This is a genomic window from Streptomyces lasalocidi, assembly GCF_005280215.1.
Taxonomy (GTDB): Bacteria; Actinomycetota; Actinomycetes; order Streptomycetales; family Streptomycetaceae; genus Streptomyces; species Streptomyces longwoodensis.
Map to the genome: position 1 here is coordinate 2,285,402 of NZ_SZNQ01000001.1, position 20,397 is coordinate 2,305,798.

At 73.2% G+C, this 20,397-nt stretch carries 15 protein-coding genes; 11 read left to right on the top strand and 4 right to left on the bottom strand.

Features of this window, described 5'->3' with window-relative positions:
* Positions 1-127: 127 nt before the first annotated feature.
* Positions 128-574, top strand: coding sequence for a VOC family protein (locus E4U91_RS10235; RefSeq protein ID WP_137306564.1), 447 nt, complete (start codon positions 128-130; stop codon positions 572-574).
* A gap of 182 nt (positions 575-756) precedes the next feature.
* On the top strand, positions 757-3,177 hold the full coding sequence (locus E4U91_RS10240; protein ID WP_137306565.1) for an Orn/Lys/Arg family decarboxylase: 2,421 nt from the start codon (positions 757-759) through the stop codon (positions 3,175-3,177).
* Positions 3,178-3,195: 18 nt separating this feature from the next.
* On the opposite strand, the gene E4U91_RS10245 is transcribed toward E4U91_RS10240, so the two are convergent.
* Together E4U91_RS10245 and glnA are read right to left on the bottom strand one after the other, a co-directional pair.
* Positions 3,196-3,744, bottom strand: coding sequence for a GNAT family N-acetyltransferase (locus tag E4U91_RS10245; protein ID WP_137306566.1), 549 nt, complete (start codon positions 3,742-3,744; stop codon positions 3,196-3,198).
* Between the two features lie 33 nt (positions 3,745-3,777).
* Positions 3,778-5,139, bottom strand: a complete 1,362-nt coding sequence (gene glnA, locus E4U91_RS10250) for a type I glutamate--ammonia ligase (protein ID WP_067231507.1) — start codon at positions 5,137-5,139, stop codon at positions 3,778-3,780.
* A 364-nt stretch (positions 5,140-5,503) separates the two neighbouring features.
* On the opposite strand from glnA, the gene E4U91_RS10255 reads away from it, so the two are divergent.
* The 3 genes from E4U91_RS10255 (at position 5,504) to E4U91_RS10265 (ending at position 8,928) form a co-directional block, all read left to right on the top strand.
* Positions 5,504-6,181 (top strand): DUF3105 domain-containing protein, encoded by a 678-nt coding sequence (locus tag E4U91_RS10255; protein WP_137306567.1) that lies wholly within the window; start codon positions 5,504-5,506, stop codon positions 6,179-6,181.
* Positions 6,182-6,192: 11 nt separating this feature from the next.
* Positions 6,193-6,801: a DUF305 domain-containing protein gene (locus E4U91_RS10260; protein ID WP_137306568.1), complete on the top strand. Its 609-nt coding sequence runs from the start codon at positions 6,193-6,195 to the stop codon at positions 6,799-6,801.
* Positions 6,802-6,990: 189 nt separating this feature from the next.
* Complete coding sequence (locus E4U91_RS10265) at positions 6,991-8,928, top strand: S53 family peptidase (protein WP_137306569.1); 1,938 nt, start codon at positions 6,991-6,993, stop codon at positions 8,926-8,928.
* 118 nt (positions 8,929-9,046) lie between these two features.
* On the opposite strand, the gene panB is transcribed toward E4U91_RS10265, so the two are convergent.
* On the bottom strand, positions 9,047-9,922 hold the full coding sequence (gene panB, locus E4U91_RS10270) for a 3-methyl-2-oxobutanoate hydroxymethyltransferase (protein WP_137306570.1): 876 nt from the start codon (positions 9,920-9,922) through the stop codon (positions 9,047-9,049).
* 189 nt (positions 9,923-10,111) lie between these two features.
* On the opposite strand from panB, the gene E4U91_RS10275 reads away from it, so the two are divergent.
* From E4U91_RS10275 to E4U91_RS10300, 6 genes are all read left to right on the top strand, one after another.
* Positions 10,112-11,701 (top strand): MFS transporter, encoded by a 1,590-nt coding sequence (locus E4U91_RS10275; RefSeq protein ID WP_137306571.1) that lies wholly within the window; start codon positions 10,112-10,114, stop codon positions 11,699-11,701.
* A 140-nt stretch (positions 11,702-11,841) separates the two neighbouring features.
* Complete coding sequence (locus E4U91_RS10280; protein WP_277755283.1) at positions 11,842-12,411, top strand: TetR/AcrR family transcriptional regulator; 570 nt, start codon at positions 11,842-11,844, stop codon at positions 12,409-12,411.
* 175 nt (positions 12,412-12,586) lie between these two features.
* The gene (locus E4U91_RS10285; RefSeq protein ID WP_137306572.1) at positions 12,587-13,651 is read left to right on the top strand and encodes an endonuclease/exonuclease/phosphatase family protein; all 1,065 of its coding nucleotides are present in this window, start codon (positions 12,587-12,589) and stop codon (positions 13,649-13,651) included.
* A 114-nt stretch (positions 13,652-13,765) separates the two neighbouring features.
* Positions 13,766-14,977 carry an MFS transporter gene (locus E4U91_RS10290; RefSeq protein WP_137310753.1) on the top strand — a complete coding sequence of 404 codons (1,212 nt, stop codon included), beginning with the start codon at positions 13,766-13,768 and terminating at the stop codon, positions 14,975-14,977.
* A gap of 128 nt (positions 14,978-15,105) precedes the next feature.
* Positions 15,106-16,131, top strand: coding sequence for an ATP-binding cassette domain-containing protein (locus E4U91_RS10295; protein ID WP_168218095.1), 1,026 nt, complete (start codon positions 15,106-15,108; stop codon positions 16,129-16,131).
* Positions 16,128-16,946, top strand: coding sequence for an ABC transporter permease (locus tag E4U91_RS10300; RefSeq protein ID WP_137306573.1), 819 nt, complete (start codon positions 16,128-16,130; stop codon positions 16,944-16,946). The genes E4U91_RS10295 and E4U91_RS10300 overlap by 4 nt, the downstream gene beginning before the upstream one ends.
* A gap of 36 nt (positions 16,947-16,982) precedes the next feature.
* Here E4U91_RS10300 and E4U91_RS10305 read toward each other — a convergent pair whose 3' ends face one another.
* A complete protein-coding gene (locus E4U91_RS10305; RefSeq protein ID WP_137306574.1) occupies positions 16,983-20,366 on the bottom strand; it encodes an AfsR/SARP family transcriptional regulator in 3,384 nt (1,127 codons plus the stop codon).
* Positions 20,367-20,397: the final 31 nt, after the last annotated feature.

A 20,397-nucleotide genomic window follows, 5' to 3' on the forward strand; every position in this document is an offset into this window, starting at 1 on the left:
GCGGACGGCGGCGCGGGACGTCCGTGCCGTGCGCTGGCGCGGCGCGGGTTTCTGGGCTTCGGTGAGTCGGGGAGGGTCGTGCCCCGACGCGACGACCCGTCGGCACCGCTCGCCTTGGAGGACCGTCATGGATTTCTCGCTCGAAGTGATCCCGCTGCCCGTGAGCGACATCGACCGTGCCCGTGACTTCTACCGGGACCGGGTCGGCTTCCACGTGGACGTCGACCAGGAGGTCGTGCCGGGCATGAGGATCGTGCAGCTGACGCCGCCGGGCTCGGGCTGTTCGATCGCGCTCGGCGACAGCATCTGGGAGATGGCGGGCGGCCCGCGCCCGGCGCCCGGCTCCTACCAGGGCCTGCAGTTGTGCGTGGCCGACATCGAGGCGGCGCGCGCGGAGTTGACCGGGCGCGGCCTGGAGGTGTCGGAGCCGGTGCGGTACGCCCCGGACGACGGCGCCACGTTCATGTACTTCAGGGACCCGGACGGCAACGGCTGGTCGGTCCAGGAGTACCGGCGCCGGGCCACCGAGCCGCTGCACCGGGTGCTGGCGGACCTGGCGTCCCGGCGGGAGTGACGGGCGGCGGGTCACCGGGAGCCCGCAGCGCCGGAGCAGGGGGGAAGCCGCGGGCCGGTCGGTCAACCCGGGGACGCGTCGCTCCCTCCTGGGGGTGGTTTGCCGCGCCGTCCGGCCCTCGTGCCGGCACCGCGTCGGACACTGGCCGGGGCGGCACCCGGTCGCCAGGGCGAGGGGGCGGCATGACCGACAGCAGGGTCCTGATCGCGGTACGGGAACACCCCCGGGACGAGGGCGCGGCGGCCCAGCAACTGCGGGCCCTGCGGGACGCGATCGAGGCGGCGGGGTACGAGGTGCGCTGGGCGGTGACGGCCGGCGACGCCGAGGCGGTGCTGCGCACCGAGGCGGGGCTGGCCGCGGCGCTGGTGGCCTGGGACCTGCCCGACGACCGGCGCCGGGGCGACGGCCCGGACGCCCACGGCGGGAACCGTCCGGACGCCCACGACCGGGACCGCGCGGACGGACCCGGCGGGGCGGCCGTGCTGCGGCAGGTGGGCCGCCGCTTCCAGGACCTGCCGGTGTTCCTGGTGATGGCCGGCGACGACGTGCGGGACCTGCCGCTGTGGGTGTCGGAGACGGTGGTGGGCTACGTCTGGCCGCTGGAGGACACCCCCGGGTTCATCGCGGGCCGGATCACGACGGCGGCCCGCGCCTACCGGGAGGCCGTACTGCCGCCGTTCTTCCGGGCGTTGCGCCGTTTCGACGACGCGCACGAGTACTCCTGGCACACGCCGGCCCACTCCGGTGGCGTCGCGTTCCTCAAGTCGCCCGCGGGGCGCGCCTTCCACGACTACTTCGGCGAACGGCTGCTGCGCAGCGACCTGTCGATCTCGGTGGAGGAACTGGGCTCGCTGTTCGAACACACCGGCCCGATCGGCGAGGCGGAGCGCAACGCGGCGCGGGTCTTCGGCTCCGACCACACGTACTTCGTGCTGCACGGCGACTCCACCTGCAACCGACTGGTGGGCCACTTCAGCGTCACGCGCGACGAGATCGCGCTGGTGGACCGCAACTGCCACAAGTCGGTGCTGCACGGCCTGGTGGTGTCCGGGGCGCGCCCGGTGTACCTGGTGCCCACCCGCAACGGCTACGGCCTGGCGGGCCCGTTGCCCCCGGCGGAACTGGCGGCGGACGCGGTCGCGGCGCGGATCGCCGCGCACCCGCTGACGGAGGGGGCGGTGTCGCCACGCCCGCAGTACGCGGTGTTCACCAACTCGACGTACGACGGCCTGTGTTACGACGCGGCCGCCACGGCGCGCGCCTTCGCCGCGAGCACGCCGCGGCTGCACTTCGACGAGGCGTGGTTCGCGTACGCCCGCTTCCACCCGCTGTACGCGGGCCGGTACGGCATGTCGGTGGACGAGGAGAGCTTCCCGGGCCCGGACCGGCCGACGGTGTTCGCCACCCAGTCCACGCACAAGCTGCTGGCGGCGCTGTCGCAGAGCGCGATGGTGCACGTGCGGCCCGCGCCGCGGGCGCCGGTGGAGCACGACCGGTTCAACGAGGCGCTGATGATGCACGGCACCACGTCGCCGCTGTACCCGATGATCGCCTCGCTGGACGTGGCCACGGCGATGATGGACGGGCCGCAGGGCCGGTGGCTGCTCGACGAGGCGGTGACCGAGGCGGTGCGGTTCCGCCAGGAGATGGTACGGATCGGGCGGCGGATCGCGGCCGCCGGGGATCGGCCGCCGTGGTTCTTCGGGGTGTGGCAGCCGGAGACGGTCATGGACCCGGCGAGCGGCGAGCGGCTGCCGTTCGACGAGGCCCCGCCGGAGCTGCTGTCCACGGATCCGTCGTGCTGGACCCTGGAGCCGGGCGCCGACTGGCACGGCTTCCCGGGGCTGGCCGAGGGCTACTGCATGCTGGACCCGATCAAGGTCACGCTGACCTGCCCGGGGATGACCGCGACCGGTGGGACGGCCGGCACGGGCATCCCGGCGCGGATCCTCACGGCGTACCTGGCCACCCGGAACATCGTGGTGGAGAAGACGGACAGCTACACGGCGCTGGTGCTGTTCTCGATGGGCATCACGAAGGGCAAGTGGGGGACGCTCCTGGACGCGCTGATGGACTTCAAGGCGCTGTACGACGGCGCCGCGCCCCTGGAGCGCGTCCTGCCGGCACAGGCCGCGGCGCACCCCGGCCGCTACGCGGGCCTGACCCTGCGCGACCTCTGCCACCAGATGCACGACCACCTGCGCGAGATCCGCCTGGTGGAACTGCTGGACGCGGCGTTCCAGCGGCTGCCGGAGCCGGTCGTCCCACCGCAGCTGTGCTACCAGCGCCTGGTGCGCGGCGGCACGGAACGGGTCCGGGTGGCGGACGCGGCGCACCGGGTGGCGGCCGCGATGGTCACGGTCACCCCGCCCGGCATCCCGGTCCTGATGCCCGGCGAGAGCACGGGCACCCCCGACGGCCCCCTCCTGCGCTACCTCACGGCCCTGGAGTCCTTCGACCGCCACTTCCCGGGCTTCGGCAGCGAGACCCACGGCGTGACGATCGCCCCGGACACGGGCGACTACGCGATCGAGTGCCTCCGCCCGGAAGAGACCCACACCCCGGGCCCACGCCAGGAGACGAGGGAAGCCGTGCGCCAGTGACCGCAGGCGCCGGCGTCCTCAGGCGTCGGGGTCGCGCAAGCCGACCGCGTCGTGGCGCCAGAACGGCTCGGCGTAGACCAGCGTGCCCGTCATCCAGGGCTCGTGCCCCGGGAACCTGAGCACCTGGAAGGCGCCGTCCGGGATGCGCAGGGACGGCTTGCGAAATCCCAGGTCACCACCGGGCACGAAGCCGAAGCGGGCGTAGTAGCCCGGATCGCCCTCCAGGAAGACGAGCGGGACACCCCGCTCGGCGAGGACCCCCAGTCCGTACCGCACCAGGGCCGAGCCGATGCCCCGCTGGTGCAGTTCGGGCGTCACGGCCAAGGGGCTGAGGACCTGCACGTCGACCAGCCGGCGGGGCGCGTCGAGCAGGCTGCGGGTGAACATGACGTGCCCGACGACCTGCCCGTCACGCTCGGCGACCAGCGAGAGACCGTCCTCGGGAGTGAGGGTGCCCCGCAGGGTGTCGACCAGGTCGGCGACGACGAGGCCGTGGTCGCCGAACGCCTCCAGGTGGAGGTCCCGCACGGCCTGCCGGTCACCCGCACGTTCTTCGCGAAGATCCATGCCCGGAGGGTAACGACCCCTCCGGGCCGCGCTTCACAGCACCGGCAAGCTCTTCCGCAGCTCGAAGGCGGTCACCTCGGACCGGTACTCCTCCCACTCCTGCTTCTTGTTGCGCAGGAAGAAGTCGAAGACGTGTTCGCCCAGGGTCTCCGCGGCCAGGTCGCTGCGCTGCATCAGGGCCAGGGCCTCGCCGAGGTTCTGCGGGAGGGGTTCGATGCCCATGGCGCGGCGTTCCGCGTCGGAGAGGGCCCAGACGTCGTCCTCGGCGCCCGGCGGGAGCTCGTAGCCCTCCTCGATGCCCTTGAGGCCGGCGGCCAGCAGGAGGGCGTACGCCAGGTAGGGGTTGGCGCCGGAGTCCAGGGAGCGGACCTCCACGCGCGCGGAGCCGGTCTTGCCGGGCTTGTACATCGGGACGCGGACCAGGGCGCTGCGGTTGTTGTGGCCCCAGCAGATGTACGACGGGGCCTCGCCGCCCGCCCCCGCGGTGCGCTCCGTGCCGCCCCAGATGCGCTTGTAGGAGTTGACCCACTGGTTGGTGACGGCCGAGATCTCCGCCGCGTGCTTGAGCAGGCCGGCGATGAAGGAGCGGCCGACCTTGGAGAGCTGGTACTCGGCGCCGGACTCGTAGAACGCGTTGCGGTCGCCCTCGAAGAGGGAGAGGTGGGTGTGCATGCCCGAGCCGGGGTGCTCGGAGAACGGCTTCGGCATGAACGTCGCGTGGACGCCCTGCTCCAGCGCCACCTGCTTCATGACCAGGCGGAACGTCATGACGTTGTCCGCGGTGGACAGCGCGTCGGCGTAGCGCAGGTCGATCTCCTGCTGGCCGGGGGCGCCCTCGTGGTGGGAGAACTCCACCGAGATGCCCATCGACTCCAGCATGGTGATGGCCTGGCGGCGGAAGTCCATGCCGATGTTCTGCGGGGTGTGGTCGAAGTAGCCGGAGTTGTCGGCGGGGGTCGGCCGGGAGCCGTCCAGCGGCCGGTCCTTCAGCAGGAAGAACTCGATCTCGGGGTGGGTGTAGAAGGTGAAGCCGAGGTCGCTCGCGCGGGCCAGGGCGCGCTTGAGGACGTAGCGCGGGTCGGCGAAGGAGGGCGAGCCGTCGGGCATGAGGATGTCGCAGAACATCCGGGCCGTGCCGGGGGCCTCGGCGCGCCAGGGCAGGATCTGGAAGGTGGACGGGTCGGGCTTGGCGATCATGTCGGACTCGTGCACGCGGGCGAAGCCCTCGATCGCGGAGCCGTCGAAGCCGATGCCCTCGTCGAAGGCCTGCTCCAGCTCGGCCGGGGCCACGGCGACGGACTTGAGGAAGCCCAGCACGTCCGTGAACCACAGGCGTACGAACCGGATGTCGCGCTCCTCCAAGGTCCGGAGTACGAACTCCTGCTGCTTGTCCATCTTCCGCTTCCCCATCCTTGCTGGTCAGGCCGCCTGGCTCCCGCGCCACGGGAGGCGGTCGCGCACCTGAGCATCCCACCACAACACCATTTCACGCGCGTTGCGCACCATGATCGGCCGACCGAACCCGGTGTGAACGCCCCGCGTACGGCGGGTGTACCGCACTGCGCCCATCTTGCCTGCTCGCACCGACATCCGTAACGGCGGACCCCGGCCGGGGGCGGGTGACGGCGGGATCGTTGCACGGCACAGCCGCCGGGCCCGGCCGGCGGGCCCCGGGCCCCCTACGACGAATCCCGTCCGTCGCCTACGATCAGCGGGCCCCACCCGTCCCGTCCCCCTCGCCCCCAGAAGGACGTCATCCATGGGTTCCGCCAAGAGCAGCAGCAGCGCGGCGCGCACCGCGCGCATAGAGGAGATGCGGCGCGCGGAGAAGGCGCGTGAGCGGCGCAACCGGATCCTGGTGATCGCGGGCAGCGTCGTCGCGGTGGCCGCGCTCGTGGTGGGCGCCGTCGTCGTCGTGCAGGCGCGCTCCGACGACGACAAGGACTCCGCTGCCTCGGCGTCCGCCGACGGCAAGGGCGGCGACCGCTTCGTCACCGGCTCCGACGGGGTCCGCACGTGGCAGGGCAAGCTCGGCCGCACCCACGTCACCAAGAAGGTGTCGTACCCGATGGAGCCCCCGGTCGGCGGCGACCACGCGCAGGTCTGGATGAACTGCAACGGCAACGTCTACACCAAGTCCCTCAACCCCATGAACGCCGTGCACTCCCTGGAGCACGGGGCGGTGTGGGTGACGTACACCGGCAAGGCGGCCAAGGCGGACGTGGACGCGCTCGCCGCGAAGGTGCGCAGCACGCCGTACACGCTGATGAGCCCGGACGACGACCAGGCCCAGCCGATCATGCTGACCGCCTGGGGCCACCAGCGCGCGGTGAGCGGCGCGGGCGACCCGGCCGTGGGGGCGTTCTTCGAGAAGTTCGTGCAGGGCGCGCAGACGCCCGAGCCGGGCGCGGCGTGCACCGGCGGTCTGTCGCAGTGAGGTACGCGTCGGTGGCCGTCGCGGTGGCGGGGGTGCTCCTCGCCGCGGGGGCCGTCACCTATTCCGCCGTCGCCGGGGACGACGGCTCGGGCGTGCGGCCGCCCGCCGCCGACTCGGCCGATGCCGGGTTCGCCCGGGACATGGCGGTGCACCACCAGCAGGCCGTGGAGATGTCGTACGTGGTGCGCGACCGCACCACCGACGCGGACGTGCGCCGGCTCGCCTACGACATCGCGCAGACGCAGGCCAACCAGCGCGGCATGCTGCTGGGCTGGCTGGACCTGTGGGGGTTGCCGAAGGTGTCGTCGAAGCCGCCGATGACCTGGATGGGCATGGGCCGGATGCCGGCCGGCGAGGACGGCGCGCTGATGCCGGGCATGGCGACCGACACCGAGATGAGGAAGCTCGGTTCGCTGAACGGCCGTCAGGCCGAGGTGTTCTACCTCCAGTTGATGACGGCCCACCACAAGGGCGGCATCCACATGGCCGAGGGCTGTGCGGCCCGGTGCACGGTGGGGGCGGAGAAGCGGCTCGCGCAGGGCATGGTCGACGCGCAGCAGTCCGAGATCGACCTGATGACGGGGATGCTCGAGGAGCGGGGCGCGGCACCGCGTCCGTGAGTTCCCGGAACCCCGCGCGCGCCAAGTCGTAGGGTTTTCCCTCGACTTCACGGACGTGTCCGACAAATGCGCACAAGCGGTGGTCGCTTGGGCTCTTCTTGGGACGCCCATTCCCCTGGCATGAACGGTTCATCGCGAGAGTGGCCGGACCGAGTGATCCACTCGACCCAACCGCACTCAGGGGGTCCCATGAGATCCAACCGCGCCGCGCTGCGCGCCGGGGTGAGCATGGCAGCGACGCTGCCGATGCTCGCCGGTGCGCTCGCGCTCGGCATACCCGCGGCGCAGGCCGCGGACACCCCGGCCCGCGACACGCTGGCCGGGACCAAGCCGACGTGGGCGACGACCAAGGCGGACAAGGGCGCGACCGCGGACAGCGCCCAGGTCTCGGCCCGGGTCTACCTCGCCGGCCGTGACGCCCGCGGCCTGGCCGCCTACGCCCGCGCCGTCTCCGACCCGCACTCGGCCGCGTACGGCAAGTACCTCGGCGCGAAGCAGGCGCAGGCCCGCTTCGGCGCGACGAAGGCCCAGGTCGCCGCGGTCAAGAAGTGGCTGGCGTCGGCCGGTCTGAAGGTCACGGGCGTGACGCAGCACTACGTCTCCGTCACCGGTGACGTCGCCGCCGCCGAGAAGGCGTTCGGCACCCAGCTGCACAACTACGCCAAGGGCGGCCACACCTACCGCGCCCCGGCGAAGGCCGCCTCCGCGCCGGCCGCCCTGGACGGCGCCGTGCTCACCGTGACGGGCCTGGACAACGCCCCGCACAAGGCGAGCTCCAAGGACCAGCTGCCGCCGCCGGACGCCGTGTTCAAGAACTCCGGGCCGTTCTCCTCGTACTACGGCTCGAACATCGCGACCACGCTGCCCGACGCCTACGGCACCAAGATCCCGTACGCCGTGCAGGGCTACACCGGCAAGCAGCTGCGGGCCGCCTACGGCGCCGGCTCGTACACCGGCAAGGGCGTGCGCATCGCCATCACGGACGCGTACGCCTCCCCGACCATCGCCTTCGACGCGGCCACGTACGCGAAGAAGCACGGTGACGCGGCCTGGAGGACCGGCCAGCTGACCCAGGTCCTGCCGAAGAACTACACCAAGACCGAGGAGTGCGGGGCGGCCGGCTGGTACGGCGAGGAGACCCTCGACGTCGAGGCCGTGCACGCGGTCGCGCCGGCCGCGAACGTCACCTACGTCGGCGCCGCGTCCTGCTACGACGACGACCTGCTCGACTCGCTCAGCAAGGTCGTCGACAACCACCTGGCCGACCTCGTCTCCAACTCCTGGGGCGACATCGAGGCCAACCAGACGCCGGACCTGGCGGCCGCCTACGACCAGGTCTTCCAGTTCGGCGCGGTGGAGGGGATCGGCTTCTACTTCTCCTCCGGCGACAACGGCGACGAGGTCGCCAACACCGGCACCAAGCAGGTCGACACCCCGGCCAACTCGGCGTGGGTGACGGCGGTCGGCGGCACCTCGCTGGCGGTCGGCAAGAACGACGCGTACCTGTGGGAGACCGGCTGGGGCACCGAGAAGGCCTCGCTGTCGGCCGACGGCAAGAGCTGGACGGGCTTCCCCGGCGCCTTCACCTCCGGCGCGGGCGGCGGCACCAGCAAGACCGTCGCGGAGCCCTACTACCAGAAGGGCGTCGTCCCGGACGCGCTCGCCCAGGCCAACGGCGCCGCCGGCAACCGCGTCGTCCCGGACATCGCGGCGATCGCCGACCCGAACACCGGCTTCAAGGTCGGCCAGACCCAGACGTTCGCCGACGGCTCGCAGCAGTACAGCGAGTACCGGATCGGCGGTACGTCGCTGGCGGCGCCGGTGATCGCGGCGGTGCAGGCGCTGGCCACGGAGGCCCGCGGCGGCAAGGCCATCGGCTTCGCCAACCCGGCGATCTACGCCAAGGCCGGCAGCCGGGTCTACCACGACGTGACGGACAACCCGACGGGTTCCGGTCTCGCCGTGGCCCGCGTCGACTTCGTCAACGGCGTCGACGCGGCGGACGGTCTGGCCACGTCGGTGCGCAGCCTCGGCAAGGACAGCTCGCTGTCGGCCGTGAAGGGCTACGACGACGTGACGGGCGTCGGCTCGCCGGCGAAGGGGTACGTGGAGTCCTGGCGCCGGTGAGGTAGCCCCTGGATGGGCACGGTCACGCGCCTTGAGCAGTGAGCGTCCTCACCTGCACGCACGAAGCAGCCCGCCGACGGGGGAAGATCGGCGGGCTGCTTCGTCGTGCCGCAGTGGCTCAGTGGACGGAGTGCTCGTCCTGGGGGAACGTTCCGCCGACCACGTCGTCGGCGAAGGCGCGGACCGCTCCGGTCATGACCTCGCGCAGGTCGGCGTACTGCTTGACGAACTTCGGCACCCGGCCCGGGGTCAGGCCGAGCATGTCGGTCCAGACGAGGACCTGGGCGTCGGTCTCGGGGCCGGCGCCGATGCCCACGGTCGGGATGTGCAGGACCCGCGTGACCTCGGCGGCCAGCTCGGCCGGGACCAGTTCGAGGACGACCGCGAAGGCGCCGGCGTCCTGGACGGCCTTGGCGTCGCGCAGGAGCTGCTGGGCCGCCTCCTCGCCCCGGCCCTGGACGCGGTAGCCCATGGCGTGCACGGACTGCGGGGTCAGGCCGATGTGGGCCATGACCGGGATGCCGGACTCCACCAGCAGGCGGATCTGCTCGTGCGAGCGCTCGCCGCCCTCCAGCTTCACGGCGCCCACCCCGGCCTCCTTGACCAGCCGGGTCGCCGAGCGCAGCGCCTGCACCGGGCCCTCCTGGTAGGACCCGAAGGGCAGGTCGCCGACGATCAGGGAACGCCTGGTGCCGCGGACGACGGCCGCGGACAGCATGGTCATCTCGTCGAGGGTGACCGGCACGGTGGTCTCGTAGCCCAGGTGGCAGTTGCCCGCCGAGTCACCGACGAGGATCACCGGGATGCCGGCCTCGTCGAAGACGGACGCGGTCATCGCGTCGTAGGCGGTGAGCATCGGCCACTTCTCGCCGCGGTCCTTGGCGAGGCCGATGTCGCGGACGGTGATGCGGCGCGTGCTCTTGCCCCCGTACAGCGCCCTGCTGCCGTCGGAGGACTGCTGGGATGCGCTCTGGGCAGCCGGAAGCTGCGTCATGGCAACGGCTCCTTACGTCATCTCGAGGCGCCCTGACGGCGTCCCCGGACCACTCCCATGGTGGCACCTCGTGCCATGGGGGGCCAGAGGGGGTCCGGAGAAGCTCCGGGAAGACCCGAGCGGGTAAGAGCTCGGTAAATCCATTCGATACGAGACGGTTCCGTATCGAAATACCGGTAGGATCGTCGCATGACTTCTCCCGCCGCTCCCGCGGCCGAGCGGATCCCGGAGGCCGTGCACCGGCGCCGTTGGGCGATCCTCGGCGTGCTGATGCTGAGCCTGCTGATCGTGGTGCTCGACAACTCGATCCTCAACGTCGCCATCAAGACGATCTCGACTCCGGCCCCCACGGGCCTCGGCGCGTCGCAGAGCGAGCTCGAATGGGCGATCAACTCCTACACCCTGGTCTTCGCCGGCCTGTTGTTCTCCGCCGGTCTGCTCGGTGACCGGATCGGCCGCAAGAAGGTGCTGCTCGGCGGTCTCGCGGTGTTCGGCATCGGCTCGGCGCTGGCCGCGGAGTCCGGCTCGCCGGCGCAGCTGATCGCCTTCCGGGCGCTGATGGCGCTCGGCGCCGCGTTCGTCATGCCGGCCACGCTGGCCGTCCTGATGAACGTCTTCGAGCGCGAGGAGCAGCCCAAGGCCATCGGCATCTGGGCGGGCGGCGTGGGCCTGGCCATCGCCATCGGGCCGATCACCGGCGGTGTGCTGCTCGACCACTTCTGGTGGGGCTCGGTCTTCCTCATCAACGTGCCGATCGTGGTGCTGGCCATCGCGCTGATGGTGTGGCTGGTGCCGGACTCCCGCGACCCGCGCCCCGGCCGGATCGACCCGGTGGGCGTGGTGCTCTCGGTGGTCGGCCTGGTGCTGCTGGTCTACGGCATCATCAAGGGCGGCGAGCTGGCCGACTTCACCGACCCGGTCGTGCTGGCGACGATCGGCGCGGGCCTGGTGGTGCTGGCGGCGTTCGTGGTGTTCGAGAAGCGCAGCGATCACCCGTCCATCGACGTCACGTACTTCAAGAACCGGGTGTTCTCGGCCGCGATCGCCGCCATCGCGCTGGTGTTCTTCGCGCTGATGGGCGTGACCTTCTTCTCGGTGTTCTACACCCAGAGCGTGCGCGGGTACTCGCCGCTGCAGACGGGCCTGCTGATGCTGCCGCTGGCCGCCGCGCAGATGATCTTCGCGCCGCGGGCCCGGCTGGTGGTCGACCGGTTCGGCAACCGGGCCACGACCACCGCGGGCATGCTGGTCATCACGGCCACGCTGGCGCTGTTCGGCACGCTGGACGCGGACACGCCGATCTGGTGGCTGGAGGTCGTGTTCTTCTTCATGGGCGCCGGGATGGCGCACATCATGACGCCGACCAGCGTCGTCATCATGCAGGCGCTGCCGCGCGAGAAGGCCGGCTCGGCCTCCGCGCTCAGCAACACCTTCCGGCAGGTCGGCGGCGCGCTCGGCATCGCCGTGCTCGGCTCGGTGCTGTCGACGTCCTACCGCAACGGCATCGAGGGCCACCTGGGCCTGCTGCCGGCCGGGGCGCGGGACGCGGCCGGTGAGTCCATCGAGGCCACGCTGGGCGTCGCCGCGAAGCTCGGCGCCCGCGGCGAGGGACTGGTCGGCCCGGCCAACGACGCCTTCCTGCACGCCATGCACGTCACGGCGTTCTGGGGCGCGGGCGTGGCGCTGATCGGGGCGGTGGTCGTGGCGGCGTTCCTGCCGGGCAGGCCCCCGGCGCAGAAGGAGGGCGCGGAGCCGGAGCTGGTGCGGTCCGAGTCGTAGGACGGCGGCGGTGCGGGGCGGGGCGGGCGACGGGGGCCCGCCCCGCCCCGCACGCGCCCGCCGGGTGACAATGGTTGCGCGACGAAGGGACGGGAGTGAACGTGACGGTTGGGGCCAGGGGCCGTCCCCGCAGTGAGGCCGTGGAGCGCGCCATCATCGAGGGGACCATGCGGCTCCTGGAGGAGGGCGTCCCGCTCGCCGAGGTGTCCATCGAGCGCATCGCCCGCACCGCCGGCGTCGGCAAGGCCGCGATCTACCGGCGCTGGAGCGGCAAGGAGGAGCTGTTCGTCGACGTCCTGCGGGCCTACGAGCCCGCGGAGCCCGAACTGCCCGGCACCTCCCTGCGCGACGACCTCGTCGTGCTGCTCGACTCGTTCCGCCGCCGCGGGGTCGCCAACCAGTCCTCCGCCCTGCTGCGCACCGTCCACGCCCAGATGAAGTCCAGCCCCAAGATCTGGGCGGCGTACGACAAGCTCGTCATCGCGCCCCGGCGCCAGAAGGCCGTCGAGGTCCTGCGCCGGGCCCAGGAGAACGGCGAACTCCGCGCCGACCTGGACCTGGACCTGCTGAACGACGTCTTCGTGGGCCCGATGCTGGTGCGCGTGGTCCTGCGCCCGGAGGCCGACCTCTCCGAGGACCTCGCGGCCCGGGTGGTCGACCTGCTGCTCGACGGCCTACGGCCCGTCAGTTCGCCCGCACCGCAGCCGTAATGTGCGGATTCCGTCACAGACGGTTTGTCCGCGGCCGTATCCGGAACCCCTGACACCGGCCTGTTCGTCCTCGTGCCCGTACGGCCGTCCCGGACGGCAGGAACAGACCGATCATCCCCTAGGGTCGTACCCCGGGGGGACGTACGGTGTGCACGGCAGGCAGTGAGGCGACGGTATGGCGCAGCAGGCGTACTTGACGGAGACGGACAACGGCGGCTCGGGTCCCGACCGCCGGGGAACCCGGTTCCGGCGCCTGCTCGGACGCCGGGCCCGCCGCTTCCTGGACGGCTGGCGCGGCGACCGGCGGATCTGGCGGCGCGGCCTGGTGCTCGCGGCCCTGGCGCTCGCGCTGTCCCTGGTGATGGCGGCGCACGCGCGCATCCCGAACCGCTACGGCAACCTCGGCAGCCTCACCGAGACGTTCCTGCCCTGGCTCGGCCTGGCCGTGCCGGTGCTGCTGGTGGGGGCGCTGGTGCGCAGGTCGGCCACCGCGCTGATCGCGGTGGTGCTGCCCGCGGTGGTGTGGCTGAACCTGTTCGGCGGGCTGCTGACCGACAAGACCGGCTCCGGCGGCGAGCTCATGGTGGCCACGCACAACGTCAACGCGGACAACCCCGACCCCGCCCGCACCGCCCGGGACGTGGCCGCGTCCGGCGCGGACGTGCTGGCCCTGGAGGAGCTGAAGGCGTCCGCGGTGCCCACGTACGAGAAGGCGCTCGCGTCGACGTACCCGCACCACGAGGTGGTCGGCACGGTCGGGCTGTGGAGCAAGTACCCGCTCAGCGGCGTCAAGGCGGTCGACATCAAGCTCGGCTGGACGCGCGCGATGCGGGCGACCGTGGCGACACCCGAGGGGCCGGTGGCGGTGTTCGTGGCCCACATGCCGTCCGTGCGCGTGAAGATGGAGGCCGGGTTCACGGCCCGGCAGCGCGACAAGAGCGCGGACGCGCTGGGCGAGGCGATCGCCGACGAGCCGCTGCCCCGCAAGATCCTGCTGGGCGACCTGAACGGCACCATGAACGACCGCGCCCTCAACGCGGTGACCTCGCAGATGCGTTCCACGCAGGGCGCGGCGGGCAGCGGGTTCGGGTTCAGCTGGCCGGCGTCGTTCCCGATGGCGCGCATCGACCAGATCATGGTGAGCGGGGTGGAGCCGGAGGCGTCGTGGACGCTGCCGCGGACGGGCAGCGACCACCTGCCGGTGGCGGCGCGTGTGAAGGTGACCACATCCGGGTCGTGAGAACCGCCGCGTAACCGGGACTTCACCGGCCGGAATACTCAGCCGGGGAGAGTTTGTTCCGCCATTGAACATACGATGGCCGTCCGCTCGCTCTCCCGAAAGGCCCACCCCGTCATGCCCCTGGCCCTGCTCGCCCTCGCCGTGGGTGCCTTCGGCATCGGCACCACCGAGTTCGTGATGATGGGCCTGCTGCCCGACGTCGCGGCCGACCTGCACGTCTCCCTGCCCACCGCCGGGCACCTGGTGTCCGCGTACGCGCTCGGCGTCGTCGTCGGCGCCCCGCTGCTCGCGGCGGTGACCGCGCGCACCTCCCGCCGGACCGTGCTGATCTCCCTGATGGTCCTGTTCGTGGCCGGCAACGCGCTGTCCGCCTTCGCGCCCGGCTACGACTCCCTGCTCGCCGCCCGCTTCCTCAGCGGGCTGCCGCACGGCGCCTTCTTCGGCGTCGGCGCGGTCGTGGCGACCACGATGGTCGCGCCGGAGCGCAAGGCGCGGTCCGTGTCGCTGATGTTCCTCGGGCTCACCGTCGCCAACATCGTGGGCGTGCCGGTGGCCACGCTCATGGGCCAGCACCTCGGCTGGCGGGCCACGTTCCTCGGCGTGAGCGCGATCGGCCTGGCCGCGATCGCCGCGCTCGCCGCGCTGATCCCGCACGACCACGCGCCCGCCCCGGTGACGGGCCTGCGCGGTGAGCTGGCCGCCCTGCGCTCACTGCCGGTGTGGCTGGCGCTGGGCACGACCGTCGCCGGGTTCGGCGCGCTGTTCTCGGCGTACAGCTACGTCACGCCGATGCTGACCGACGCCGCCGGGTTCGCCGACGGCAGCGTGACCCTGCTGCTGGCGCTGTTCGGGGTCGGCGCGACCATCGGCAACCTGCTCGGCGGGCGGCTCGCGGACGTGTCCCTGCGCGGCACGCTGTTCGGCGGCCTGACGGCCTTGGCGGCGGTGCTGGCGCTGTTCCCGCTGCTGATGTCCGCGGGCTGGAGCGCGGCCCTCGCCGTGGTGCTGCTGGGCGTGGCCGCGTTCGTCACCGGCTCGCCGCTGCAGCTGATGGTCATGGAGAAGGCGTCCGCGGCGCCCTCGCTGGCCTCCTCCGCCAACCAGGCCGCCTTCAACCTCGCCAACGCCGGCGGTGCCTGGATCGGCGGCCTCGCCCTCGCGGCCGGCTTCGGGGTGACGTCCCCTGCCCTCGCGGGCGCCGCCCTCGCGGTCCTCGGCCTCGGCGTCGCCGCCGCGGCCTACGGGGTGGACCGCGGCCGCACCCCGGGCCGGGGCCGGCTGGTCGCGGCCCACGTGCCGCACGAGGAGCTGGCGCCGGCCGAGTAGGGCGGGCTGGTCCAGGGACCTTCCCACAGGCCCCGGCCGAGCTGCTTGTCGGTGTCCTGTCGGCGGGCGGGCCCGGCTGTCGGCGTCCTGTCGGTGGGATGTCGGTCGCCGCTGGCACCGTTGCGGTCATGACGCGAATCGACAACGAACCCGCCGGCGCAGGAAGCGCCGTGACCGTGCGGGGGCTGGTGAAGCACTACGGCGACACCAAGGCCCTCGACGGCGTCGACCTGGACGTGCGCGAGGGCACCGTGATGGGGGTGCTCGGCCCCAACGGCGCCGGCAAGACCACCCTCGTGCGCATCCTGTCCACCCTGCTGGCCCCCGACGCCGGCCGTGCCACCGTCGCCGGCTACGACGTCGTACGGCAGCCCCGGCAGCTGCGCCGGGTCATCGGCCTCACCGGGCAGTACGCCTCCGTCGACGAGAAGCTGTCCGGCTGGGAGAACCTGTACCTCATCGGCCGGCTGCTCGACCTGTCCCGCAAGGACACCCGGGCCCGGGCCGACGAGCTGCTGGAGCGGTTCTCCCTCACCGAGGCCGCGCGCCGGCCGGTCGGGACGTACTCCGGCGGCATGCGGCGGCGCCTGGACCTCGCCGCCTCCATGATCGGCCGGCCCGCCGTGCTCTACCTGGACGAGCCCACCACCGGCCTGGACCCGCGCACCCGCAACGAGGTGTGGGACGAGGTCAAGGCGATGGTCGGCGACGGCGTCACCGTGCTGCTGACCACCCAGTACATGGAGGAGGCCGAGCAGCTCGCCTCCGAGCTGACCGTCGTCGACCGCGGCAAGGTCATCGCGGGCGGCGGGATCGAGGAGCTGAAGGCCCGCGTGGGCGGCCGGACCCTGCGGGTGCGGCCCGCCGACCCCGCGCACCTGCGGCCGCTGGCCCGCGCGCTCGACGAGCTCGGCATCACCGGCCTGGCCACCACCACCGTGGACGCCGAGCGCGGCTCCGTGCTCGTGCCCGTCCTCAGCGACGAGCAGCTCACCGCCGTCATCGGCGCGGTCACCGCGCGCGGCATCACGCTGTCCTCCGTCGTCACCGAACTGCCCAGCCTCGACGAGGTGTTCCTGTCCCTCACCGGCCACCGCGCCAGTGCCCCGCAGGACGCCCGTCCCGCCGACGACCGCGAGGAGGTCGCCGTATGAGCGCCGCCACCCTGACCCCCACGGCCGCCGGGGACGCCCCCATCCCGCTGCGGGCCCACCTGCGCCACACCGGGGCGCTGATCCGCCGCAACCTGCTGTGGATCCGCCAGGACCCGGAGTCGATGTTCGACGCGATCCTCTTCCCGGTGATCTTCACCCTGCTGTTCGTGTACGTCTTCGGCGGCTCCATCGGGGCGTCGATGGGCGGCGGGCAGGACCAGTACGTGCAGTACGTGGTGCCCGGCCTGATGGCCATGATGGGGATGAACATGGCCCAGGGCGTGGGCACCGGCTTCAACACCGACTTCAACTCCGGTGTCATGGACCGGTTCCGCTCGCTGCCCATCGGACGCGGCTCGGTGCTCGTCGCCAAGATCACCGTCGAGCTGCTGCGGATGCTGTTCGCCACCGTGGTGCTGATGATCGTGGCGGTGCTGGTCGGCTTCGACATCACCCACTGGGTCGGGCTGCTGGCGTCCATCGGGCTGTCCGCGGTGTTCGGCTCGGCGCTGATGTGGGTGTTCCTCACCCTCGGCGTGGTGATGAAGAGCGCCCAGTCGGTGCAGGCGATGGGCTTCCTGGTGCTGATGCCGCTCCAGTTCGGCTCGTCGATCTTCGCGCCGACCGCCTCGATGCCGGACTGGCTGCAGAACTTCACCGACTACAACCCGCTGTCCGCGCTCGCCGACACCGCGCGCGGCCTGATGCTCGGCGGCCCGGTCGCGCACGACCTGTGGGTGACGCTGGCCTGGTCGGTGGGGCTCACCGCGGTGATGGCGCCGGTGGCGATCCACAAGTTCCGCACGAAGAACTGACCCGGTGACCGGCCCCCGGGTGCCCGCCCGCGGACGTCACAGCAGGGCGGCGGCCTCCTCGAAGGAGAGGCCGCCGCCCTCGGCGTAGGCGCGGGCGTACGCCGTCTCCCCCAGCGCGTCCCGCAGCCGCTGCACGGCCAGTTCGTGGCTGGCGCGCTCCATGCTGGAGCGGATGTGCCCGGACGGCAGCAGCGCGTCCGCGACGGCGAGCAGCCGGACGCCGTCGTGCGCGCGGGCGCCCCCGTCCAGGCCGGCCAGGGCGACGGCCGCGACGGTCAGGTACACGCAGCGCATGTGCGGGGCGATCACCTGCGCGAGCGGGTCGCCGGCCTGTTCCAGGGCCCGCCGGACCGTCGTCAGGGCCTGCTCGTGGCAGCCGTCCAGCGCGTCCAGCCACGCCTGCGCGCCCAGGATGAACGCGTCGAACACCGCGAAGTGGGCGATGGCGAACTCCTCGCGCAGCAGGCGCAGTTGCTCGCGGGCCTCGGCGATGCGCCCGGTCACCCCGAGCCGGCCGGCGAGGAAGAGCCGGGCCGCGGGCATCGCCTCGTTGGCCGCGCCGTCCCCCTGGTCGATCACCTCGCGCAGCAGGCGCTCGCCGCGCTCGTCCTCCCCGGCCTCCAGCAGGACGCTGCCCAGCCGGGCGGAGAGCACCGCGACCTGGGCGCGGGCACCGAGCGCCTCGGCCTGCTCCCTGGCCTCCTCGAAGGCCGCGGCTGCCTCCCGGTAGGCGCCGCTGCGCTCGTACGCCTCGGCGCGCACGGACAGCGCCTCGGCGGTGCCCCAGGTGTCGCCGAGGCGGCGGAAGATCCCCAGTGCCTCCTCGGCGTCCTGGGCGGCGTCGCCGGCCCAGTCGGTGCGGTTGGCGAGGATGTTGCCCCGCCACTGGAGACAGAAGGCCAGCTCCCACTCGAAGCCGGGAGTCTCCCGGCAGGTGCGGACGTTCGCGTCGATCAGCTCGCGCAGCCGCTCCATGTCCCCGGTCAGCATCACCGCGTAGTACCACAGCGCGCCGGGCAGCCGGCAGGTCTGCGGCAGGCCGGGCCCGTAGGCGCCGGCGATCGCGCGCAGTTTGGCCTGCGCCCGCGGGTTCTGCCAGGCGTCCAGCTCGGTGTCCATGCAGGCCAGGTGGGCGAGGTGGACTCCGCGCCGCGCCTCCAGCAGGTCCTCGCCGGACAGCGGGGGCGGGCTGTCGGTGGTCCGGCGCCACACCGGGGCGGCCGGGCGGGCCGGCCCGGCGAACGGGTCGGGGCCCAGCGCCATCGTCTCGCGGCACCAGGTACGCGTCTCCAGGCGCAGGTCGCGCATCCCCCAGTACCCGGTCAGCGACAGGGTGAGGTACAGCGCCTCCTGTTCGTCGCGGTCGGCGACGGCGCGGCGCAGCGCGGTGCGCAGGTTGTCGTACTCCAGCTCGAACCGGGCGATGGCGGTGCGCTGGTGGGCGCCGCGCAGCAACGGCTCGGTGGTGCGGGCGAGTTCGCGGTAGTAGGTGAGGTGGGCGCGCTCGGCGGCGGCGCGGCCACCGGTCTCGTCCAGGCGTTCGCCGGCGTACTCGGCGACGGTCTCCAGGAGCCGGTAGCGCATCTCGCCGTCGGCCGAGGGGCCCGCCACGACGAGGGACTTGTCGACCAGCGAGCCCAGGGTCTCCAGCGCGTGCGGGCCGCACACCGCCTCGGCCGCGGCCAGGTCGCAGCCGCCCGCGAAGACCGACAGCCGGCCCAGCACCTCACGCTCGCCCGCGTCGAGCAGGTCCCAGGACCAGTCGACGACCGCGCGCAGGGTCTGCTGGCGGGGCAGGACGGTGCGGCTGCCGGAGGTGAGCAGGCGGAAGCGGTCGTCGAGGCGGTCGGCGAGCTGGCGGGGCGTCATCATCCGCAGCCGGGCGGCGGCCAGTTCGATGGCCAGGGGCAGGCCGTCGAGGCGTCGGCAGATCTCCGCGCAGGCCTCGGGGTCGTCGGCGGTGCGGAAGCCGGGGCGGGCGGCGGCACCGCGTTCGGCGAGCAGCCGCAGCGCGACCGGCTCGGGCAGCGGGTCCACGGGCCGCAGCACCTCGCCGGGCACGCCGAGGGGTTCGCGGCTGGTGGCGAGCAGCGTCAACCGGGGGCAACGGGCGAGGAGTTCCTCGGCGAGCCGGGCGGCGGCCCCCACGACGTGCTCGCAGTTGTCGAGGATGATCAGCATCCGGCGTCGGCCGCAGTGCTCGACGAGCCGGTCGAGGGGGTCGTCGTGGCGGTCGGCGACGGCCCGCATCTCCTCGGCGCCGGCGCCGTACAGCACGGTCTCGCGGGCGCCCACGGCGGTCAGCACGGCCTGCGGCACGGCCTCGGGCAGGTCCACCGGGGCCAGTTCGGCCAGCCACACCCCGTCCGGCGCCACGTCCCCGGCCCGCTCGGCGGCCTCCTGCGACAGCCGTGTCTTGCCCGCCCCGCCGGGCCCGAGGAGCGTGACGAGCCGGGCGCCGGTGAGGTCGTCCCGGATGGCATCGATGTCGCTCTCCCGCCCGACGAACGAGGTCAGGCGGGCCCGCAGATTGCCGACGGCGGGGGTTGGTGCGGTGCCATCGGACGGCGGGGTCGGCGCGGTCGGCACGGACAGCCCGGCGGGCCGAGGGGCCTGCGCGCGCGGACGGGCCGGATCGGACGGCGCGGCGGCCCTCCGCCCGCCCGGCGGCGGCGCGGCGGCGGAACGGTCCTGCGGGGCGAGCAACTCGGCGTGCAGGGCGCGCAGTTCCGGCCCCGGGTCGGAGCCCAGGCGGTCGGCGAGCAGCCGGCGCACGTCCTCGTAGGCGGCCAGCGCCTCGGCGGTGCGGCCCGCGTCGCGCAGGGCGCGCAGGCGCAGGCTCTGGAGGGGCTCGTCCAGCGGGTGGGCGTCGCACAGCGCGGTCAGCTCGGGCAGGGCCTGCTCGGCCTGTCCGAGGGCCAGCGCGGCGGTGTGGCGGGCGCGCAGGGCGTCCAGCCGGCGGGCGGCGAGCCGGGCGGCCTCGGCGGTGCGGTCGGGCAGGTCGGCGAGGACCGGGCCCTGCCACAGGGCGAGGGCGTCGTCGAGGAGGGCGGCGGACTTGGCGGGGTCGCCGCCCGCCAGGGCGCCCAGGCCGTCGGCGGTCAGCCGCTCGAAACGGTGCAGGTCGACGTCGTCGGGGGCGGCGGTGAGCCGGTAGCCGCCCTCGACGGAGACGATCGCCCCGGCGCCGAGGGCCCGCCGCAGCCGCCCGACCAGCGCCTGGAGCGCGCCCGGGGCGTCCGCGGGCGGGTCACCGGCCCAGACCTCCTCCACCAGCAGGCCCGCGGGCACGGCCCGGCCGGGCCGCAGCGCGAGCACGGTCAGCAGGGCACGCAACCGTGTCCCGCCGACCGCGACGGGGGTGCCGTCGGGGCGGGTTGCCTGGGCTGTGCCGAGGATGCGGTAGCGCACGGGGTCCATTCTCTCCGGTCTCTGCGGTGGTACGGGGACG